The organism is Paraburkholderia sp. 32 (assembly GCF_050435345.1).
Classification (GTDB): domain Bacteria; phylum Pseudomonadota; class Gammaproteobacteria; order Burkholderiales; family Burkholderiaceae; genus Paraburkholderia; species Paraburkholderia tuberum.
This window is the reverse complement of sequence record NZ_JBNDKD010000003.1, coordinates 988,267-1,008,501: the sequence shown is the minus strand read 5'-3', so window position 1 is coordinate 1,008,501 and position 20,235 is coordinate 988,267. Positions and strand designations below refer to the sequence as shown.

Annotated in this window: 17 protein-coding genes; 10 read left to right on the top strand and 7 right to left on the bottom strand. The window is 65.7% G+C overall.

Going from position 1 to position 20,235, the window contains the following annotated elements; all coding sequences use genetic code 11:
• Position 1 precedes the first annotated feature (1 nt).
• On the top strand, positions 2 to 199 hold the full coding sequence (gene iscX / locus OKW26_RS27290; RefSeq protein WP_027198111.1) for a Fe-S cluster assembly protein IscX: 198 nt from the start codon (positions 2 to 4) through the stop codon (positions 197 to 199).
• Between the two features lie 102 nt (positions 200 to 301).
• On the opposite strand, the gene OKW26_RS27285 is transcribed toward iscX, so the two are convergent.
• The 5 genes from OKW26_RS27285 to OKW26_RS27265 form a co-directional block, all read right to left on the bottom strand.
• Positions 302 to 1,000, bottom strand: a complete 699-nt coding sequence (locus OKW26_RS27285; protein WP_429355759.1) for a glycine zipper 2TM domain-containing protein — start codon at positions 998 to 1,000, stop codon at positions 302 to 304.
• 345 nt (positions 1,001 to 1,345) lie between these two features.
• Positions 1,346 to 2,872 (bottom strand): lysine--tRNA ligase, encoded by a 1,527-nt coding sequence (gene lysS, locus OKW26_RS27280; RefSeq protein WP_429355758.1) that lies wholly within the window; start codon positions 2,870 to 2,872, stop codon positions 1,346 to 1,348.
• 174 nt (positions 2,873 to 3,046) lie between these two features.
• A protein-coding gene (prfB, locus tag OKW26_RS27275) for a peptide chain release factor 2 (RefSeq protein ID WP_113061858.1) occupies positions 3,047 to 4,151 on the bottom strand; the annotation gives its coding sequence in 2 pieces (ribosomal slippage) (positions 3,047 to 4,069 and positions 4,071 to 4,151; 1,104 coding nt in all).
• Positions 4,152 to 4,260: 109 nt separating this feature from the next.
• Positions 4,261 to 5,967, bottom strand: coding sequence for a single-stranded-DNA-specific exonuclease RecJ (gene recJ / locus OKW26_RS27270; RefSeq protein ID WP_429355757.1), 1,707 nt, complete (start codon positions 5,965 to 5,967; stop codon positions 4,261 to 4,263).
• Positions 5,968 to 5,983: 16 nt separating this feature from the next.
• Positions 5,984 to 7,093, bottom strand: coding sequence for a regulator (locus OKW26_RS27265; RefSeq protein ID WP_429355756.1), 1,110 nt, complete (start codon positions 7,091 to 7,093; stop codon positions 5,984 to 5,986).
• Between the two features lie 305 nt (positions 7,094 to 7,398).
• Between OKW26_RS27265 and OKW26_RS27260 the strand changes: the two genes are divergently transcribed.
• The 9 genes from OKW26_RS27260 (at position 7,399) to ftsB (ending at position 18,575) form a co-directional block, all read left to right on the top strand.
• Positions 7,399 to 8,652 (top strand): lipoprotein-releasing ABC transporter permease subunit, encoded by a 1,254-nt coding sequence (locus OKW26_RS27260; protein ID WP_184048864.1) that lies wholly within the window; start codon positions 7,399 to 7,401, stop codon positions 8,650 to 8,652.
• A 31-nt stretch (positions 8,653 to 8,683) separates the two neighbouring features.
• Entirely contained in the window at positions 8,684 to 9,400 is a 717-nt protein-coding gene (gene lolD / locus OKW26_RS27255; protein WP_409259237.1) for a lipoprotein-releasing ABC transporter ATP-binding protein LolD, read from the top strand.
• Positions 9,401 to 9,443: 43 nt separating this feature from the next.
• A complete protein-coding gene (locus OKW26_RS27250) occupies positions 9,444 to 10,232 on the top strand; it encodes a TatD family hydrolase (protein ID WP_429355755.1) in 789 nt (262 codons plus the stop codon).
• Positions 10,233 to 10,347: 115 nt separating this feature from the next.
• The gene (locus tag OKW26_RS27245; protein ID WP_429355754.1) at positions 10,348 to 12,999 is read left to right on the top strand and encodes a DNA internalization-related competence protein ComEC/Rec2; all 2,652 of its coding nucleotides are present in this window, start codon (positions 10,348 to 10,350) and stop codon (positions 12,997 to 12,999) included.
• Positions 13,000 to 13,115: 116 nt separating this feature from the next.
• Entirely contained in the window at positions 13,116 to 13,919 is an 804-nt protein-coding gene (locus OKW26_RS27240) for an alpha/beta fold hydrolase (RefSeq protein WP_429355753.1), read from the top strand.
• A 142-nt stretch (positions 13,920 to 14,061) separates the two neighbouring features.
• Complete coding sequence (locus OKW26_RS27235; RefSeq protein WP_090800767.1) at positions 14,062 to 15,723, top strand: CTP synthase; 1,662 nt, start codon at positions 14,062 to 14,064, stop codon at positions 15,721 to 15,723.
• Complete coding sequence (gene kdsA, locus OKW26_RS27230) at positions 15,720 to 16,574, top strand: 3-deoxy-8-phosphooctulonate synthase (protein WP_090800765.1); 855 nt, start codon at positions 15,720 to 15,722, stop codon at positions 16,572 to 16,574. The genes OKW26_RS27235 and kdsA overlap by 4 nt, the downstream gene beginning before the upstream one ends.
• A 165-nt stretch (positions 16,575 to 16,739) precedes the next feature.
• Positions 16,740 to 18,023 carry a phosphopyruvate hydratase gene (gene eno / locus OKW26_RS27225; RefSeq protein ID WP_018417543.1) on the top strand — a complete coding sequence of 428 codons (1,284 nt, stop codon included), beginning with the start codon at positions 16,740 to 16,742 and terminating at the stop codon, positions 18,021 to 18,023.
• A gap of 114 nt (positions 18,024 to 18,137) precedes the next feature.
• Complete coding sequence (gene ftsB / locus OKW26_RS27220; protein WP_090800763.1) at positions 18,138 to 18,575, top strand: cell division protein FtsB; 438 nt, start codon at positions 18,138 to 18,140, stop codon at positions 18,573 to 18,575.
• 95 nt (positions 18,576 to 18,670) lie between these two features.
• Here ftsB and OKW26_RS27215 read toward each other — a convergent pair whose 3' ends face one another.
• On the bottom strand, positions 18,671 to 19,033 hold the full coding sequence (locus tag OKW26_RS27215) for a hypothetical protein (protein ID WP_429355752.1): 363 nt from the start codon (positions 19,031 to 19,033) through the stop codon (positions 18,671 to 18,673).
• A gap of 198 nt (positions 19,034 to 19,231) precedes the next feature.
• Positions 19,232 to 20,182, bottom strand: coding sequence for an Hsp33 family molecular chaperone HslO (gene hslO, locus OKW26_RS27210; protein ID WP_429355751.1), 951 nt, complete (start codon positions 20,180 to 20,182; stop codon positions 19,232 to 19,234).
• Positions 20,183 to 20,235 lie beyond the last annotated feature (53 nt).

Genomic DNA, 20,235 nt, shown 5'->3' with positions numbered 1-20,235 from the left:
CATGAAGTGGACCGATACGCAAGACATCGCGATGGCTCTGACGGACAAGCATCAGGACGTCGATCCACAGCAGGTGCGTTTCACCGACCTGCACCGCTGGGTGACCGAGCTCGAAGGCTTCGACGACGATCCGAACCGTTCGAGCGAAAAGATTCTCGAAGCGATTCAGGCGGCATGGATCGAAGACGCGGATTATTGAACGCGCGTTCGAACGGGTGCATTGAACTCCAAAGAAAAGGCGATTCCGATGGAATCGCCTTTTTTCATGGCGCGTCGATGAACGTTGGGCGCCGAGCTCAGCTCAGTCGGCGACGAGGCCGCCGTTCTGAACGCGCACGCGCTCGCCGTCGCGCAACGGCGGCGCCTCGCTATAGGTGAAGTAGCGCGTCTTGCCGTCTTCCATGTGCACGCGCACCGAATACGACGTCGTGCTGCGCAGATGTTTTTCGACCGAGTTGCCGGCGAACCCGCCGCCCAGCGCGCCGAGCAGCGTCATCGCGGTACGCCCGCCGCCGGCGCCGAATTGATTACCGACGACGCCCCCGGCCACCGCACCGCCGACCGCGCCAATGCCGGTGCCATGTCCTTCATGCCGAACCGCCGAGATCGCGACGACGGTGCCGCAAGTCGAGCAATAAGCGGCATGCGGCGCCGGCTGCTGCGCATACTGCGGCGCAGCCTGTGCCTGCTGTTGCTGCGCGTATTGCTGCTGGGTCGGAGCGGCGGCAGGGGCGGCCGGCACCGCTTGCTGAGCCTGATCCTGCTGCTGTTGCGCAGATGGCTTGACCGGCGCGGCCGAATCGACGACGCCCGGCGCTTGCGTGCTGACCTGCGCGGCCTGCGTCCGATCGTTCTGTGCGCCGTTACCCGACGCCTTCGGGAACACGCCGGTGATCGCCGCGGTAGCGACGAGACTCGCGACGAGCACCGCGCCGGCGGCCACCGCGATCAAGGGATGAAGACGACGTGGCTGCGTGGGTTGATGAGTAGGGTTGTCCATGTAGGGCCTCCGTTTTTGACAGAGCCGACTTCTTGTGAGACTGAGTGTCGGGCAATTCGATCCGGGCAGCGTTTCTATTTGTAACCGCTCAGGTGGTGCCCTCGGGCGTGGGTAGGCGCCCTTCACGCGGTGCGCTTTGGTGTCAACGAACTTCTAAGACCATCGAGTCCGCGGCGACTTGCGCGCGAACGAGCAGCTTTTACCGCTGGTTACAAACGATGAGAAGCAGAAAACGGTCCCGCAAAGCGAAAACGCGCGCATAAGAAAACGCCCGGCATCAACCGGGCGCTCTTCAAACCATCGCATTGCGCGCGAAGCACAACGAGCGCTCGCGCCCAGCGTCGCTCAATCCTCGCGACGCAGATGCGGGAACAGAATCACGTCGCGGATGCTCGGGCTATCGGTCAGCATCATGACCAGACGATCGATGCCGATACCGCAGCCGCCCGCCGGCGGCATGCCGTACTCGAGCGCGCGGATATAGTCGGCGTCGTAGAACATCGCTTCCTCGTCGCCGGCGTCTTTCTGGTCGACCTGCTTCTTGAAGCGCGCGGCCTGATCTTCCGGATCGTTGAGCTCCGAGAACCCGTTGGCGATTTCGCGGCCGGTGATGAACAGCTCGAAACGCTCGGTGATGCCTGCCACCTTGTCCGACGCACGCGCGAGCGGCGACACCTCGATCGGGTAGTCGATGATGTAGGTCGGCTCCCACAGTTGCGACTCGGCGGTCTCTTCGAACAGCGCCAGTTGCAGCGAGCCGACGCCCGCGTTGAGGAACTGCGGCTGCGACGCATCGACGCCGAACTTCTTCAGTTCGGCGCGCAGGAACGTGCCGTCGGCGAGCTGCTCGTTCGTGTATTGCGGCGCGTATTTCTGGATCGCCTGCGTGATCGTGAGCCGATGGAACGGCTTCGACAGATCGAGCTCGCGGCCCTGATAAGTGATGGTGGCCGTGCCGAGCGCATCGATCGCCGCCTGGCGAATCAGCTGCTCGGTGAAGTCCATCAGCCACTTGTAATCGGTGTAGGCCGCGTAGAACTCGATCATCGTGAATTCCGGGTTGTGGCGCACGGATACGCCCTCGTTGCGGAAATTACGATTGATCTCGAACACGCGCTCGAAGCCGCCCACCACCAGCCGCTTCAGGTACAGCTCCGGCGCGATGCGCAGGAACATCTGCATGTCGAGCGCATTGTGGTGCGTCGAGAACGGCTTGGCCGCCGCGCCGCCCGGAATCGGGTGCAGCATCGGTGTTTCGACTTCCATGAAGTTCGCGTCGGCCATGTACTTGCGGATCGACGAAATCGCCTTCGTGCGCGCGACGAACGTGCGGCGCGTTTCCGGCGTGACGATCAGATCGACATAGCGCTGGCGGTACTTCATTTCCTGGTCGGCGAGACCGTGGAACTTGTCCGGCAGCGGACGCAGCGACTTCGACAGCAGACGCAGCTCCGTGCAGCGCACCGACAACTCGCCCTTGTTGGTGCGGAACAGCACGCCGCGCGCGGCGACGATGTCGCCCATGTCCCACTTCTTGAACGCGTCGTAGGTCTCCTGACCGACGTCGGCCGGTGTGATGAAGAACTGGATCTGACCCGAGCCGTCGCGCACGGTCGCGAAACTTGCCTTGCCCATCACGCGTTTCAGCATCATGCGGCCGGCGATCGCGACTTCGAGCGGATGCGCTTCGAGCGCTTCCTTGTCGGCGTGCTCGTACTGCGCCTGCAGATCTTCGGCGTGGTGCGTGGGACGGAAATCGTTCGGATAGGCGACGCCTCGCTCACGCAGTTCGCGCAGCTTTTCGCGGCGCTCGGCGATGATCTTGTTGTCGTCCGCTTCGGGCACGACAGTCGGCTGGGTCGGTTCAGTCATGATGATTTGGTATTCGGTGGCCCGCCGCGGAGTGCTCCGCTGGCGGGAAGCCAGTCAGTGTAAAAACCTCAGGCGGTACTGGAAAAACGGCGAATAAATAGCGTGGAAGCAACGCAAAAGCAGCAACGAAGAAGGTGCGGTCCCGATCGGTGAACGGGGCCGCGCCGTGCGCGCCTAGACGCCCTGTTTCAGGCTCGCGCTGATGAACGGATCGAGGTCACCGTCGAGCACGCTCTTCGTATTGCTGATTTCGACGTTGGTGCGCAGATCCTTGATGCGGCTGTTGTCGAGCACGTACGAGCGGATCTGATGGCCCCAACCCACATCGGTCTTGCCGGCTTCCAGCTTGTCCTGCTCGGCCTGACGCTTGCGGATTTCCGCTTCATACAGGCGCGATTTCAGCATCGCCATGGCTTCGGCGCGGTTGCGGTGCTGCGAACGGTCGTTCTGGCACTGCACGACGATGCCCGACGGCATGTGCGTGATACGCACCGCCGAGTCGGTCTTGTTGATGTGCTGACCGCCCGCGCCCGAAGCACGGTACGTGTCGATGCGCAGGTCGGCCGGGTTGATGTCGACTTCGATCGAGTCGTCGATTTCCGGGTACACGAACACCGACGAGAACGACGTGTGACGACCGCCCGACGAGTCGAACGGCGACTTCCGCACGAGCCGGTGCACGCCGGTTTCGGTACGCAGGAAGCCGTACGCGTATTCGCCTTCGATCTTGATCGTCGCGTTCTTGATGCCGGCGACGTCGCCTTCGGTCTGCTCGAGCACTTCGGTCTTGAAGCCCTTGCGCTCGCAATAACGCAGATACTGGCGCAGCAGCATCGACGCCCAGTCGCACGCCTCGGTGCCGCCGGCGCCGGCCTGGATGTCGAGAAAGGCGTTGTTGGGATCGGCCGGATTAGCGAACATCCGGCGGAATTCCATGTCGGCGACGCGTGCCTCGATGGCCTGGGCGTCACCCTCGCAGGCGAGCAGCGTGTCGTCGTCGGCTTCTTCGCGTGCCATCTCGAACAGGTCTTGCGCGTCGCGCACGTCGTTCGTGATCGACGTGAGCTTGCCGACCGTGTCGTCGAGCAGCTTCTTTTCCTTACCGAGCGCCTGGGCGTGCTTCGAGTCGTTCCAGACGTCCGGGTCTTCGAGTTCCCGGTTGACTTCGATTAGACGCAGTGCTTTGTCGTCGTAGTCAAAGATACCCCCGTAGGTCGTCCGCGCGCTTGCGCAGGTCGGCCAGAGAGGCTTCGATCGCGTTGAGACGTTCCGCTTCCATGTCGATCTTCTATTCTGCGTAAAAAGCAGAAATTATAGCCGATCGGCACGCCGCGCCGGAGCCTCGCGGGCGATCTGGCGCGTGTTCGCGATTGATTTTGCGGAAGATTTCAGCTCACCGCGTGCTCGACGATCAGTTGCACGCGCGACACGCCGTTCCATGTATCGCTCGCGAGCCGATAGGCGACGGTGGTGCGCGCAGGCAGCGTGTCGGTGTGATTGAACCAGATCGCGTTGAAGCGCTGGCGGCCGCGCAGCAGTTGCAGCTTCAGGTGCTTGTCCTTCACCAACGCCTGCGAGGCGACCTCGAATTCGCCGGAGAACACCGGCGCCGGAAAACCCTGGCCCCAGACGGCCGCGTCGAGCATTTCGACGAATTGCGGCGTGAAGTACGCGTCTTCGAGCTCGCCGTCGGTTTCGATCGTGCGCGCGAGCGCCTGCGCGGACAGCCATTCGCGGCCGACCGCCTCGAACGCGGCGGTGAAGCGCGGCACGTCGGCGGCGGCGATCGTCAGGCCCGCGGCCATCGCGTGGCCGCCGAATTTGACGATCAGGTCCGGCTCGCGCTTCGAGATCAGATCGAGCGCGTCGCGCAGGTGGAAGCCCGCGATCGAGCGGCCCGAGCCCTTGACGAGCATGCCGGTATCGTCGGCCGGCGCGAACGTGAACGACGGGCGGTGGAACTTCTCTTTAAGCCGTCCCGCGACGATGCCGATCACGCCCTGATGCCAACCCGGATTGAACAACGTGATCGTGGTCGCGCCGTCGGGATCGACCGTCGACAGGTCGTCCAGCGCCTGCTGCTGCATGCCCGCCTCGATTTCACGGCGCTCGCGGTTCATCGTGTCGAGCTGCTGCGCGAGTTCCCAGGCGCGGCCGACGTCGTCGGTGGTCAGGCATTCGATGCCGAGCGACATGTCCGACAGCCGTCCCGCCGCGTTCAGGCGCGGTCCCAGCGCGAAGCCGAGGTCGAAGCCGGAGGCGTTGCGCGCATCGCGCGCGGCGGCCCGAAACAGCGCGGCGATGCCAGGCTGCATGCGGCCGCGGCGGATGCGCTGCAGACCTTGCGCGACCAGCACGCGGTTGTTGCCGTCGAGTTTGACGACATCGGCGACGGTGCCGAGTGCGACCAGATCGAGCAGGCCGTCGAGGCGCGGCTCGGGCAGCGCGTCGCCGAACGCCCCACGGCGGCGCAGTTCGGCGCGCAGCGCGAGCAGCACGTAGAACATCACGCCGACGCCGGCGAGGCACTTGCTCGGGAATATGCAGCCCGGCTGGTTCGGATTGACGATCGCGCGCGCGGCGGGCAGTTCGTTGCCGGGCAGGTGGTGGTCGGTGACGAGCACGTCGATGCCAAGGGCGTTGGCCGCCGCGACGCCGTCGACGCTCGCGATGCCGTTGTCGACGGTGATCAGCAGATCGGGCTTGCCGGCCGCACTGCGTGTCGCGAGCTCGACGATGTCCGGCGTGAGCCCGTAGCCGTGCTCCATGCGGTTCGGCACCAGATAGTCGATGCGCGCGCCGAACATGCGCAGCCCGCGCACCGCGACCGCGCAGGCGGTCGCGCCGTCGCAGTCGTAGTCGGCGACGACCAGCATGCGGCGCTGCTGCTGGAGCGCGTCGGCGAGCAGCGCGGCGGCCGCGTCGCAGCCCTTCAGTTCGGCGGGCGGCACGAGCCGCGCGAGGCCGGTTTCGACGTCCTCGGGCAGGCACACGCCGCGCGCTGCGTACAGGCGCGCGAGCACCGGATGCAGGCCGCAGCGGGTCAACACTTCGGCGTCGACGGGGGAGCAGGGGCGTGTAACGATTCGGGTCATGCGGAAGGGCCGTGGATCATTCGATGAAAAGCGAGGCCAGCACGCGCCGCCGCCAGAATTTGCGCAGATCGCCGCGCGTGACCGTCAGCGTCACCGAGCCGGTGTCGCCGCACAGCGTGAGGCCGAGCTCGGCGAGTTCGCCCGACTGGAGTGCCGCGAGCGCGGGCGCGAACCAGTCGGTCTGCAGCGCGGCGAATGCCTGGTTCCAGCGCGCCCAGTCCTGTTCGACGTAGGGCGCGGAGAAGGGGTCGAGTTCGACGAGCGTTGCGCCGCTGCCGTAGGCGGTGCCGCGCAGCGCCGCGGCCAGTTCGCGATACGACGCCGGCGGCGCGCCTGTCGCGACCCCCGCGCTGAGCGCGAGACCGCGCGTTGCGGCGGCATCGGACAGCACCTGCGCGAACGGACTGCGCACGCTCCGCGCGGCGCCTTGCGCGTGAAACCAGATCGAGTTGACGGCCGGCAGCCCGCGCGCCTCCCGCGCTTCGTTGACCGGATGCTCGAACCACGCCATCTGCACTTCGTTCTGCAGCTTCATCCACGCGCGAGAGCGTTCGCCGGAATGCGCTTCGTGCGGCAACCAGATCTCGATGTTGCGGCCGCTCGCGCGCAACGGCGACGCGCCCGCGAGCGAACCGAAAGCGTCGCTCGACAGATACCAGCGGATTGGCTTGGGCGCCTCGATGCGCACGCCGAGTTCCTCGATCAGCGGACGTGCGAGCGCGAGCAGCGTGCTCGCTTCGGCGTCCGACAGATCGAGCGACGCCGGGTCGATCAGCACCAGGTGGTCGTGCGCGATGTGCACGTGCACCGGCTGCACGCAGGCCCACGTCGCGCTGCCGGGTTCGCCGCCGTCGGCGCGCAGCATGTAGGGCGCGAGCGGGGCTTCGTCGGCGGCGGCCGAGGCGCCGTCGGGCAGCGCGCCGAATTGTCGCGCGACCCAGCGCTCGTGCGGCAGCGTGCGCTGAAAATCCTCGCCGATCACGCGTTCGATCAGCGTCGCGCGCGCGATCAGCCGGTCGAGAGCGGGACACTGGATGTCGTGAAGCGCGGTGGAGGCGTCGGCCGCGGCAGGCAGCGCGAAGGGCAGCAGAAGATGGAGGCGGTCGGCAGGCATGATGCTGCGCATTGTAGGGCAAACGGTGCGAGTATTTCGACGAAGCGCGGCCGGTTTGTCGATGGCGCGGCCGAGGCACGTCCTTTGCGCGAGCCGCCGGCATTGTGTGGCAAACTTCGCGCTTGATCGCTGGACCCGGCAGGGTGGCGCACCGCGGCGCCGCGCTTCTATGCGCCGGCGGAGCCGCACAGCGGCCGGGCGCGCGAGGAACGATCCGCGCCGCCGCGAGCCCAACGATCACGACGCTCGGGCCGCACGGCGGACGTCGATGTCCGCCGGTCCCGACATACAGTCGAAGAACGCAAAAAAGGATTCGCTTGAAATTTCCCTACGAATGGCAGATTGGCTGGCGCTACACACGCGCCGGCAAACGCACGACCGGTAACGGCTTCATTTCGTTCATCGCGCTGGTGTCGATGTCGGGCATCGCGCTTGGCGTCGCGGCGCTGATCGTCGTGTTGTCGGTGATGAACGGCTTTCAGAAAGAGGTGCGCGACCGCATGCTGTCGGTGCTCGCGCACGTCGAGATCTTTTCGCCGACCGGTTCGATGCCCGACTGGCAACTGACCGCGAAGGAGGCGCGCCAGAACAAGGAGGTGATCGGCGCGGCGCCCTACGTCGAGGCCCAGGCGCTGCTGACGCGCCAGGACGCGGTGAGCGGCGTCGCGTTGCGTGGCATCGAGCCGACGCTCGAGCCTGAAGTGTCCGACATCGGCAAGGAAATGAAAGGCGGCAAGCTGGCCGACCTCGTGCCCGGCGGCTTCGGCATCGTGCTCGGCGCGGATCTGGCGGCCAATCTCGGCGTGCAGCTGAACGACAAGATCACGCTCGTCGCGCCCGAAGGCACGATCACGCCGGCGGGCATGCTGCCGCGCCTGAAGCAGTTCACGGTGGTCGGCATCTTCGAGTCGGGCCATTACGAATACGACAGCACGCTCGCGCTGATCAACATCAAGGACGCACAGGCGCTGTTCCGGCTGCCCGCACCGACCGGCGTGCGGCTGCGCCTCACCGACATGCAGCGCGCGCCGGAAGTCGCGCATCAGCTCGCGCGCACGCTGTCGGGCGATCTGTACATCCGCGACTGGACCCAGCAGAACAAGACCTGGTTCTCGGCGGTGCAGATCGAGAAGCGCATGATGTTCATCATCCTGACGCTGATCATTGCGGTGGCCGCGTTCAATCTGGTGTCGTCGCTGGTGATGACGGTGACCAACAAGCAGGCCGACATCGCGATTCTGCGCACGCTCGGCGCGCAGCCCGGCTCGATCATGAAGATCTTCGTCGTGCAAGGCGTGACGATCGGCTTCATCGGCACGGCGACCGGCGTCGTGCTCGGCTGTCTGATCGCGTGGAGCATTCCGTGGCTCGTGCCGATGATCGAGCATCTGCTCGGCGTGCAATTCCTGCCGCCGTCGGTGTACTTCATCAGCGAGCTGCCGTCGGAGCTGGTTCCGGCGGACGTCGCGCGCATCGGCATCATCGCGTTCGTGCTGTCGGCGCTCGCGACGCTCTATCCGAGCTGGCGCGGCGCGAAGGTCCGTCCGGCGGAGGCGCTGCGCTATGAATGACCGCCTCGTCCATCCCTCAACCGATTCATCCATGACCGCTCAGGACTCCGCGTCGCATCCGTTCGTGCTCGAAGCCACCGGCATTTCCAAAGCGTTCGTGCAGGGCGGGCTGAACGTGCAGGTGCTCAACAATGCGCAACTCGCCGTGCGGCGGGGCGAGAAGCTCGCGATCGTCGGCGCGTCGGGCTCCGGCAAGAGCACGCTGCTGCACGTGCTCGGCGGTCTCGACGATCCGAGCACGGGCCACGTGTCGGTGCTCGGCAAGCCGTTCACGAAACTCTCCGAGCGCGAGCGCAACGTCCTGCGCAATCGCGCGCTCGGTTTCGTGTATCAGTTTCACCATCTGCTGCCGGAGTTTTCCGCCCTCGATAACGTCGCGATGCCGCTGCGGATTCGTCGCGAGACGACTGAAGTCGCGCGCCGCGAGGCCATGGCGGTGCTGGAGCGCGTCGGCATGGGGCATCGCGCGAAGCATCGGCCGGGCGAGCTGTCGGGCGGCGAGCGTCAGCGTGTCGCGATCGCGCGTGCGCTCGTCACGAAGCCCGCCTGCGTGCTCGCCGACGAGCCGACCGGTAACCTTGACGGCGGCACCGCCGACACGGTTTTCAACCTGATGCTCGAACTGTCGCGCACGCTCGAGACGAGCTTCGTGATCGTCACGCACGACCCGGAGCTGGCGGGCCGCTGTGATCGCATCATGCGGTTGCGCGACGGCGTGCTGCACGAAGAGCCGCCGGTGCCGGTCTGAGTGCGGGCCGGCACGGTCCGTCCTCTTGCCAGCGAGATAACCCATGTGGATCGATACGCACTGCCATCTCGACGCTTCGGAGTTCGACGCCGACCGTGATGCGGTTGCGGCGTCCGCGCGCCATGCGGGGGTGTCGCGCATCGTGATTCCGGCGATCGGGCGACAGAACTTCGCGGCGGTGCGCGAGCTCGCGCATCGCGTCGACGGCGGCGCGTACGCGCTCGGCATTCATCCGCTCCTCACGCCGCACGCCGTCGATGCCGACCTCGACCTGTTGCGCATGGAGATCGAGGCGAGTCTCGACGATCCGCGCTTCGTCGGCATCGGCGAGATCGGGCTCGACTATTTCGTCGACGGCCTCGACGATACGCGCCAGCAGTTTTTCTACAACGGCCAGTTGCAGCTCGCGCGCGAATTCGATTTGCCGGTCATCTGCCATGTGCGCAAATCGCAGGATCAGGTGATCAAAGGGCTGCGCAGGCATCAGATTCATCGCGGCATCGCGCACGCGTTCAATGGCAGTTTCCAGCAGGCGCAGGCGTACATCGATCAGGGCATGCATCTTGGGTTCGGCGGCAACCTCACGTTCGAGCGCGCCCGGCAGATCCGGCGACTCGCCGAACAGCTGCCGTTCGATGCGCTGGTCGTCGAGACCGACGCGCCGGATATCGCGCCGTCGTGGATGTACAGGCAGCGCAATTCACCCGAGCAGATTCCGGCGATCGGCGCGAGCCTCGCGCGACTGCGCGGTGTCACTTCCGACGCAGCCGCCCTTGGCACAACGGCTAACGCGCTCGCCGCGCTGCCGCGACTCGCGCTTTCCTCTGCATAATCGATTCCGTTGATCGAAAGGGTTCGCGTCGGGCGATCCCCACGCCCGGCGGGCTTGCTGCTGCCCGTTCGCTGGCGCGGTGACGAGGCCCGGCGCCAGCGGGTACGGAGGGCGGATGAGGGCGGTCTGGTGTGGATTTGCGTTGGGGGTGGTCTGGCTGCAGCGACAGGCGGTGTTGCCGGATACAGGCGCATGGTGCGCGTTGATACTGCTCGGCTGCACGGCGGCCGGCGTTGCGGTGTGGGGTTTGCGTGGCGGCGGAGCGGCTGCGGCGGCGGGTGTGACAGGTGCGGCAGGTGCGGCAGGTGCGGCGCTTCAGCGCGAATACGAGCGGGGCTTCTCGCACCAGCTCGCTAGCCGCGTATGGCGCGACGCTCGCATGCGGCGGGTGGCCGGTTGGGGCGCGGTGTGGTGCGCGGCGATCTGCGTCGGCTTCGGCTACGCGGCCGTGCGCGCGCAAACGCGGCTCGCGGTGAGCCTGCCGCACGAGTGGGAAGGGCGCGATATCGAGGTGGTCGGCACGATCAAGGGATTGCCGACGCGTGACGACAAAGGCGCGCGCTTCCTGTTCGACGTCGAGACGAACGGTGCGCGGCTCGCCGCTTTCCCGCGCGTGATCCAGCTAGCCTGGATCGCGCGCGGCGCCGCGACGCCGCGGCTCGAACCGGGCGAACGCTGGCGTCTGACCGTGCGCCTGAAGCGCCCGCACGGCAACGCGAATTTCGGCGTGCGCGATGCAGAGGCGAGTCTGCTCGCGCGCAACGTCCGCGCGACCGGCTACGTGAGCGTGCCGGACCATGCGCGGCGCCTGACCGATCACGCGCGCGGGCTCGCCGTGCTGGTCGACCGCTGGCGCGCCGGGTTGCGTGCGCGTATCGACGCGGTGCTTGCCGATGCGCCGCATCGCGGCATCGTCGTCGCGCTCGCGATCGGCGCGCAGGACGAAGTGAGCCCCGCCGACTGGCAATTGATGCGCGGCACCGGCACGAGTCATCTGGTGGCGATTTCGGGCTTGCATCTCGGCTTGGTCGCGGCGCTGACCGGCTGGCTCGCGGCGGCAATCTGGAGACGGTCGGGGTGGCTCGGCCGCAACTGGCCGCTGCGCTTGCCCGCGCAGCTCGTCGGCGTGACGGCGGGTGCGATGTTCGCCGCACTGCATGCCGCGCTCGCGGGCTTCAACGTGCCAGCGCAACGCGCGCTGTGGATGGCCGCGCTCGTCGCGCTGGCGTTCGTCGGCGGCCGGCAGCTAGCGCGCTCCACGGTGCTCGCGTGGGCGCTCGGGCTCGTGCTGCTGGTCGATCCGTGGGCGGTCGTGTCGGCCGGATTCTGGCTGTCGTTTTGCGCGGTCGGCGCGATCCTGTTCGCGATGTCGGGGCGGCCGCGCGTGCGGGTTCCACTGGCGTCCCGTCATCATGAAGGCGAGGAGGGCAGCGCGGCGTGTCTCGTATCGATCCGGCGTCTGCGCGTGCTCGCCGAACGGTTGCGCAGCGCCGCTCACGCGCAGTTCGCGGTGACGGTCGCGCTGGCGCCGCTGACCGCCTACTGGTTCGCGCAAATTCCGCTCGTCGGTCCGCTCGCGAACGCGTTCGCGATTCCCTGGGTGAGCCTGCTCGTCACGCCGACGGTGCTCGCGGGCGTCGCATTGCCCGCGCCGCTCGACGCGTTCGCGTGGCGCGCCGCGCACACGCTGCTCGATGGTCTCGCGGCCGGCCTGCAACTGGCGTCGGGACCGCGCTGGACGCTGTGGTGGCTGCCGCAGCCGCATGCGTGGGCGCTGGCCGCGGCGGCGCTCGGTGTGCTGTGGTGTCTCGCGCCGCGCGGCTGGCCACTGCGCTGGGCGGCGCCGCTGTCGTGGCTGCCGCTGCTGATGCCCAGCGCAAGCGGCGCACTCGCCGAGCCATCGGGCGCGTTCCGTCTGACTGCGCTCGATGTCGGGCAGGGCTCGTCGGTGCTCGTGCAGACCGCGCATCACGCCTTGCTGTTCGATGCGGGTCCCGGTCCGGAATCGAGCCACGCTGGCGAGCGCGTGGTGGTGCCGTTCCTGCGGGCGCAAGGCGTGACGACGCTCGATACGCTGATGATCAGTCACGCCGATTCGGATCATGCGGGCGGCGCCCCTGCCGTTTTCGATGCGATCGAGGTGCGTCAGCTGGTGGCTGCTCTGGCGCCGGACAATCCGCTGTGGCCGAAGGCAAAACAGCATGGCACGCAGACGCTGCCGTGCATGGCGGGGCAGCGCTGGCAGTGGGATGGTGTTGAGTTCGCCGTGCTGTGGCCTGACGTCGAGGCACTCACGGGCAAAGCGAACGAGCATTGCTGCGTGTTGAGGGTCAGCACGTTGCCGCCCACCAACGCAAGCCAGGCGGCGGCGTTCGTCGGTGCGAACGCGCTGCGTTTCACGGCCCTGCTGACCGCCGACATCGAAGCGCCGACCGAACGCGCGCTGCTCGCGCGCGATCCCGCTATGCTGCGCGCGCAAGTGTTGATGGTGCCGCATCATGGCAGCAAAACGTCGTCGACCGAGCCGTTCCTCGACTCTATCGATCCGTCCATCGCGTTATTTCAGGTAGGCTACGAGAATCGCTTCCATCATCCGAATGCGGGCGTGTTCGCGCGCTACGCGGCGCGTCATATCGAACTCGGGCGCAGCGATCGCGATGGCGCCGTGAGGGTCGACGTCGATCCGGGCGCGCGCGGTGAGGAGGGCGCCGCGCTCACGCTCGAGCGCTATCGGGACACGCAGCGCCGCTACTGGATGGAGCCCTGAGCGCGTCGCGGCCCGATGAGCGCAACAGCGCAGACAACAGGCGCAAGCAGCGGTATAAGCAGCGGCACAGGCAAAGCACCGCCCACGCGTAAAAAACACAACGGAGATCGCCGCAGTTGAAAAACATCATCCATTTCACGCATGCGAACGGCTTTCCGGCCTCGACTTACCGGACGATCTTCGCCGAGCTCTCCGACGACTACGACGTGCGCTCGATCGAGCGGATCGGCCATGATCCGCGCTTTCCGGTCACGCAGGACTGGCCCCATCTGGTCGAGCAACTGCTTGACGACATCGCCCGCAAGTACGAGCAGCCGGTGTGGCTCGTCGGGCATTCGCTCGGCGGTTATCTGTCGCTGATGGCGGCGCTGAAAAAGCCGCAGTGGGTGAGGGGCGTCGTGATGCTCGACTCACCGGTGATCGCCGGCTGGCGCAGCAGCATGCTGCGCGTGTCGCAATGGACCGGGCTCGACGAGCGGCTGTCGCCCGCCGCCGCGACGCGCAAGCGGCGCACGCAATGGACGAGCCGTGACGAAGCATGGCGGCACTTCCATTCGAAGCCCGCGTTCGCGCGCTGGGACGAGCGCATGCTGTCCGACTACATCGACTTCGGCATTCCGCAGAGTTCGCCCGACGGCACCCGGGTGCTCGCGTTCGATCGTCGCACCGAATACCAGATCTACCGGACGCTGCCGCATACGCTCGGCGCGCGGCTCGCGCGCGGCGCGCCGGTGCCGGTCGGGTTCATCGCCGGGACACGCTCGAAGGAAATCCGCCAGGCCGGGCTCGACGCGACGCGACGCGCGACCGGCGGCCATGTCGAGTGGATCGAGGGCAGCCATCTGTATCCGATGGAAAAGCCGATCGAAACCGCGCGCGCGGTGCAACGCATGCTGCGTGAGCTGGAGCGAACCGCCTGACGTGCTGCGCGCACGAAGCGGGCCCCAAACCGCTGCGCCGGCTGCCACGCGAGGCGGCCTCGGCACGCGTGGGTCGGCCGTTTTTTGCTGGGTCGGGACCATCCTTTACGGTATAATCCGTTTTTCCCGCGAGCATCCAGCGATGACCAAATATGTTTTCGTCACCGGCGGCGTAGTATCTTCCCTCGGCAAGGGTATTGCCGCCGCTTCCCTCGCCGCGATCCTCGAATCGCGCGGTCTTAAAGTCACCCTCCTCAAACTCGATCCCTACATCAACGTCGACCCCGGCACGATGAGCCCGTTTCAGCACGGCGAAGTGTTCGTGACGGAAGACGGAGCGGAAACCGACCTCGACCTCGGCCACTACGAGCGCTTCATCAGCACGAAGATGCGCAAGGCCAACAACTTCACCACGGGCCAGATTTACGAGTCGGTAATCCGCAAGGAACGCCGCGGCGATTATCTCGGCAAGACCGTGCAGGTCATCCCGCACATCACGAACGAAATCCAGGCATTCGTCGAGCGCGGCGCAGCGTCTGCGACGTGCGGCGAGCCGGATGTCGCGATCGTCGAAGTGGGTGGCACGGTGGGTGACATCGAATCGCTGCCGTTCCTCGAAGCCGCGCGCCAGATGAGCCTGCGCCTCGGCCGCAACAGCGCGTGCTTCGTGCACCTGACACTGGTGCCCTGGGTCGCCACGGCCGGCGAACTCAAAACCAAGCCGACCCAGCACAGCGTGCAGAAGCTGCGCGAAATCGGCATTTCGCCGCACGTGCTGCTGTGCCGTGCCGACCGCCGCATTCCGGACGACGAGCGCGCGAAGATCTCGCTGTTCTCGAACGTGCCCGAAGACGCGGTGATTTCCGTGTGGGACGCGGACAGCATCTACAAGATTCCGCAGATGCTGCACGACCAGGGTCTCGACGCGATCATCTGCGAAGAGCTGAAGCTCACGCCGAAGGCGGCGGACCTGTCCATGTGGTCGGACCTCGTCGAGAAGCTGCAGAACCCGAAGCACGAAGTGACGATCGGCATGGTCGGCAAGTACGTCGATCTGACCGAGTCGTACAAGTCGCTGATCGAAGCGCTGCGTCATGCGTCGATGCATACGTCGACGCGCGTGAACATCGAGTACATCGACTCCGAAGAGATCGAAACGCAAGGCGTCGGGAGCCTCAAGCATCTCGACGCGGTGCTCGTGCCGGGCGGCTTCGGCCGTCGCGGCACCGAAGGCAAGATCGCCGCGATCCGTTATGCGCGCGAAGCGAACGTGCCGTATCTCGGCATCTGCCTCGGCATGCAGCTCGCCGTGATCGAATTCGCCCGCGACGTCGTCGGCCTGAAGGACGCGAACAGCACCGAATTCGATCAGGAAACGAAGAACCGCGTGGTCGCGCTGATCACCGAGTGGTACGACCGCGAAGGCCGCGTCGAGAAGCGTACCGAAGAGTCGGATCTCGGCGGCACGATGCGCCTCGGCTCGCAGCGCTGTCCGATCAAGCCCGGCACGCTCGCCGAAGAGATCTACGGCACCGATGTGAACGAACGCCACCGTCACCGTTATGAGGTGAATAACCGTTTCGTGCCCCAGCTCGAAGGCGGTGGCCTCATCATTAGCGCCCGTACCCCGAGCGAGGATTTGCCGGAAATGATGGAGCTGCCGCGCAGCATGCACCCGTGGTTCGTCGGCGTCCAGTTCCACCCTGAATTCACGTCTACGCCGCGTGACGGTCATCCGCTGTTCAAGTCGTTCGTCGAAGCGGCGCTCGCGCATCAGCAGTCGAGGGTCGAGGAGAAAGCATGAAACTGGGCGATTTCGACGTCGGGCTCGACAAGCCGTTTTTCCTGATCGCCGGTACCTGTGTCGTCGAATCCGAACAGATGACGATCGACACGGCCGGCCGCCTGAAGGAAATCTGCGCGAAGCTGAACATTCCGTTCATCTACAAATCGTCGTACGACAAGGCCAATCGCAGCAGCGGCAAGTCGTTTCGCGGTCTGGGCATGGACGAAGGTCTGCGCATCCTGTCGGAAGTGAAGCGCCAGCTGGGTCTGCCGGTGCTGACCGACGTGCACGCCGAACACGAGATCGAGCAGGTGGCGTCGGTCGTCGACGTGCTGCAAACGCCCGCGTTCCTGTGCCGTCAGACCGACTTCATCCACGCGTGCGCGCGCTCGGGCAAGCCGGTCAACATCAAGAAGGGCCAATTTCTCGCGCCGCACGACATGAAGAACGTGATCGACAAGGCGCGCGACGCCGCGCGTGAAGCGGGTCTGTCCGAAGACCGCTTCATGGCGTGCGAGCGCGGCGTGTCGTTCGGCTATAACAACCTCGTGTCGGACATGCGTTCGCTCGCGATCATGCGCGAGACCAACGCGCCGGTCGTGTTCGACGCGACGCATTCGGTGCAGTTGCCGGGCGGTCAGGGCACGAGCTCGGGCGGCCAGCGCGAATTCGTGCCGGTGCTCGCGCGCGCCGCGGTCGCGGTCGGCGTCGCCGGTCTGTTCATGGAAACGCACCCGAATCCGGCGCAAGCGAAGTCTGACGGGCCGAACGCGGTGCCGCTCAATCGCATGGCCGACCTGCTCGAGACGCTCGTCACGCTCGACCGGGCCGTCAAGCGCGGGCCGTTCCTCGAAAGCGATTTCAACTGATTCAGGTGTGCGCCGCGTGTCACGATTGCCCTCGATAATCGACCCGCGGCGCTTTCGCATAATGATCGTCGAACGTATCGGCGCGCGAGCTGTCTGTCGGGGAGACCGGCAGGTGCGCAATGCAAGGCCACAGTAAAGAATTCAACGTCATCCTTTGAGGAAACCATGAGTGCTATCGTAGACATCATCGGTCGAGAGATTCTCGATTCGCGAGGCAACCCCACCGTCGAATGCGACGTGCTGCTCGAGTCGGGCACGATGGGGCGCGCGGCCGTGCCGTCGGGCGCGTCGACCGGCTCGCGCGAAGCGATCGAACTGCGCGACGGCGAAGCCGGCCGCTACGGCGGCAAGGGTGTACTGAAGGCCGTCGAGCACATCAACACGGAAATCTCCGAAGCGATCATGGGTCTCGACGCTTCCGAGCAGGCGTTCCTCGACAAGACGCTGCTCGAGCTCGACGGCACCGACAACAAGTCGCGCCTCGGCGCGAACGCGATGCTGGCCGTGTCGATGGCCGTCGCGAAGGCCGCGGCTGAGGAGGCCGGTCTGCCGCTGTACCGCTACTTCGGCGGCTCGGGCGCCATGCAACTGCCGGTGCCGATGATGAACATCGTCAACGGCGGCGCGCATGCGAACAACAGCCTGGACATCCAGGAATTCATGATCGTGCCGGTCAGCCAGCCGAGCTTCCGCGAAGCACTGCGCTGCGGCGCCGAAGTGTTCCATGCGCTGAAGAAGATCCTGTCGGACCGCGGCATGAGCACGGCAGTCGGCGACGAAGGCGGCTTCGCACCGAACTTCGGCAGCAACGAGGAATGCCTGTCCACTATTTTGCAAGCCATCGAGAAAGCAGGCTACCGCGCCGGTGAAGACGTGCTGCTCGCGCTCGACTGCGCGGCGAGCGAGTTCTACCACGACGGCAAGTACCAGCTCGCGGGCGAAGGCCTGCAGCTGTCGTCGACGGAATTCGCGGACTACCTCGCGAACCTCGCCGACAAGTTCCCGATCGTGTCGATCGAAGACGGCATGCACGAGGGCGACTGGGAAGGCTGGAAGACGCTGACCGACAAGCTCGGCAACAAGGTCCAGCTGGTCGGCGACGACCTGTTCGTGACGAACACGCGCATCCTGAAGGAAGGCATCGAGAAGGGCATCGCGAACTCGATCCTGATCAAGATCAACCAGATCGGCACGCTGACGGAAACCTTCGCGGCGATCGAAATGGCCAAGCGCGCGGGCTACACGGCGGTGATTTCGCACCGTTCGGGCGAAACTGAAGACTCGACGATCGCGGACATCGCCGTCGGTCTGAACGCCGGCCAGATCAAGACAGGTTCGCTGTCGCGTTCCGACCGCATCTCGAAGTACAACCAGCTGCTGCGTATCGAGGAAGATCTCGGCGATATCGCGAGCTACCCGGGCAAGTCGGCCTTCTACAATCTGCGCTAAGCGGTCTTCGCCAGATTGTTCACGCCGATCGATGAGCCGGTTATCCTTCGTTTCTGATTGACCTCGCCGCCCTGCGTATAGCGCAGGGCGGCGCGTATTTATTGTGCTTACTTCATGCGGCTTGTCACTGCTGTCCTGATCGTTCTGCTGGCGTTGATCCAGTACCCGCTCTGGTGGGGGCACGGCGGCTGGCTGCGCGTGCATGAGTTGCAGGGACAACTCGCGCAGCAACTGCAGAAGAATGCCGACGCGAAGCTGCGCAACGAGCGCATCCAGGGCGAAGTGCAGGACCTGCAGAATGGCACGGCCGCGGTCGAAGAGCGGGCGCGCTACGAAATGGGCATGGTCAAGGACGGCGAAGTGTTCGTGCAGTTCGTGTCGCCGAACCAGCCGTTGCCGTTGGCGAATACGCCGTCGGCGAACACCTCGACGCGCGGTGAGGTGTCGGCCGCGCCGCTGCATGTGGTGCCGAATCCGGAGTCGCGCGCGAAGCCGGATCGCAAGCATGGCGGGAAGGCAGCGGCTGCGAAGGAGAAGAAGCCGGTGCACTGAGGTTCGATATTTCGCATCGGCCTCGCAGGAAGGCGCAAAAAAAGCGCGGTTCATCCTGAACCGCGCTTTTTTGTTTTTATGCTGCCGTGTTCGCCCTACCAGCCCCAATACGGCCCGAACCCGACGCCGATCCCGGTTCCCCAGCCACGTCCCCAGCCGCCGCTCGAGAAGCCCGCGGAAAACCTCACGGGCGGCGAACGCGAGTAGTAGCGCGACCAGGCTTGCGCGGCGGCGTCCGCGGCCATCGTCTGATTCTGTTCGAACATGACCTGTTGCTCGATCGCGTCATAGCGCGCGCGTTCCTCCGGTGTCAGCGTCTGCGTATGACTGATGGCTTCGGCCTGATCGGGCGGCAGACGGCTCAGAATCGGCGCTGGGCCACGCGGATCGATCGAGCAGCCGGCCAGCACCGTGCTGCCCGTGAGGACGGCAAGGATCAACGAAAGCGTGTGCTTCATGGTCGAATCTCCATCGGTCCGAGGCTCGAGCAAGCTTCTTCCAACGCGCAGTACCGCATCCTTCCAAAGTATCAACGCCGCGCTCAAAAGCAACGCGCCGCCCGAGCCGTGACGAGGCATGGGGCGGCGCGGTCAGGACTTGCGTTGAAGAGCCCGATCAGTTCACGGGCACGTACTCCGCTTCGGCGAAAGCGCGGTCTAGTGCCGTTGCGCGGCCGCCGGCGTCACACCCTGTGAGAGTCCGCCGGCCACGAAAAGTTGCGCGACGTCGACCGGGTCGAACTCGTAGCGCTGATTACAAAACTCGCAGTGAATCTCGACGTGGCCGCGTTCCTCGATCACGCTGTCGACTTCATCGCGGCCAAGCATCTTCAGCATCGCGCCGACTTTTTCGCGCGAGCACGTGCATTCGAAGCGCGCGGTAACCGGCTCGAAATGCTGGACGTTTTCCTGCCAGAACAGGCGTCGGAACACCGTCTCAGGTTCTTCCTTCAGCAGCTCGTCGTGCGACAGCGTGCCGCCGAGCGTGCACACGCGTTCCCACGTATCCGCGTCGAGCTCGCCCGGATGCGGGACGATGCCGCCGTCGCCCGGCAGTTTCTGCAGCAGCATGCCGACCGCGCGCTCGGTGTTCGCCGCGAGCCACATGCGCGTGTCGAGCTGCTCGGAGTGATGCATATAGTGCTCGAGCACCTCGGCGATCGACTTCAGCGCTCCGTCCACGCCCGACAGCGGCACGATACTCTGGTACGGCTGCTGGCCGGGCTGCTTGGCGGTCGGGTCGAGCGTGATCACGCAGCGGCCGTAGCCGCTCGCGTTCACCAGATCGATGAGCGAGGTCGTGTCGTCGATCGTATGGGCGGCTTCGCCGGACAGCTTCGCGGTGGCGCGCATCGTCAGGTTCGAGCTGCACTGCACGACCAGCATCTTGACCGGGCCATCGCCGAAAATCTGCATGACGAGCGTGCCGTCGAACTTCAGGTTCGCCGACAGCAGCGCGCACGCGGCCATCATTTCGCCCAGAATCGTTCGCACGGGCGCCGGATAATCGCGGCGCATCAGCACGTCCTGCCAGGTATTGCGCAGGGAAACGATCTCGCCGCGCACCGGCGCCGCGCTGAACATGAATTTTTGCAACTGGTCGCTCACAACTTTTCCTCGCTGGAATGACGCGGCATGACGCCGCGCCTTTGCGCACCGCG

Bases quoted from the DNA above. Each gene is read 5' to 3' on its own strand.
- iscX (WP_027198111.1), top strand. From the start codon at position 2: ATGAAGTGGACCGATACGCAAGACATCGCGATGGCTCTGACGGACAAG.
- OKW26_RS27285 (WP_429355759.1), bottom strand. From the start codon at position 1,000: ATGGACAACCCTACTCATCAACCCACGCAGCCACGTCGTCTTCATCCC.
- lysS (WP_429355758.1), bottom strand. From the start codon at position 2,872: ATGACTGAACCGACCCAGCCGACTGTCGTGCCCGAAGCGGACGACAAC.
- recJ (WP_429355757.1), bottom strand. From the start codon at position 5,967: ATGACCCGAATCGTTACACGCCCCTGCTCCCCCGTCGACGCCGAAGTG.
- OKW26_RS27265 (WP_429355756.1), bottom strand. From the start codon at position 7,093: ATGCGCAGCATCATGCCTGCCGACCGCCTCCATCTTCTGCTGCCCTTC.
- lolD (WP_409259237.1), top strand. From the start codon at position 8,684: ATGACCGCTCAGGACTCCGCGTCGCATCCGTTCGTGCTCGAAGCCACC.
- OKW26_RS27250 (WP_429355755.1), top strand. From the start codon at position 9,444: ATGTGGATCGATACGCACTGCCATCTCGACGCTTCGGAGTTCGACGCC.
- OKW26_RS27245 (WP_429355754.1), top strand. From the start codon at position 10,348: ATGAGGGCGGTCTGGTGTGGATTTGCGTTGGGGGTGGTCTGGCTGCAG.
- OKW26_RS27235 (WP_090800767.1), top strand. From the start codon at position 14,062: ATGACCAAATATGTTTTCGTCACCGGCGGCGTAGTATCTTCCCTCGGC.
- kdsA (WP_090800765.1), top strand. From the start codon at position 15,720: ATGAAACTGGGCGATTTCGACGTCGGGCTCGACAAGCCGTTTTTCCTG.
- eno (WP_018417543.1), top strand. From the start codon at position 16,740: ATGAGTGCTATCGTAGACATCATCGGTCGAGAGATTCTCGATTCGCGA.
- ftsB (WP_090800763.1), top strand. From the start codon at position 18,138: ATGCGGCTTGTCACTGCTGTCCTGATCGTTCTGCTGGCGTTGATCCAG.
- OKW26_RS27215 (WP_429355752.1), bottom strand. From the start codon at position 19,033: ATGAAGCACACGCTTTCGTTGATCCTTGCCGTCCTCACGGGCAGCACG.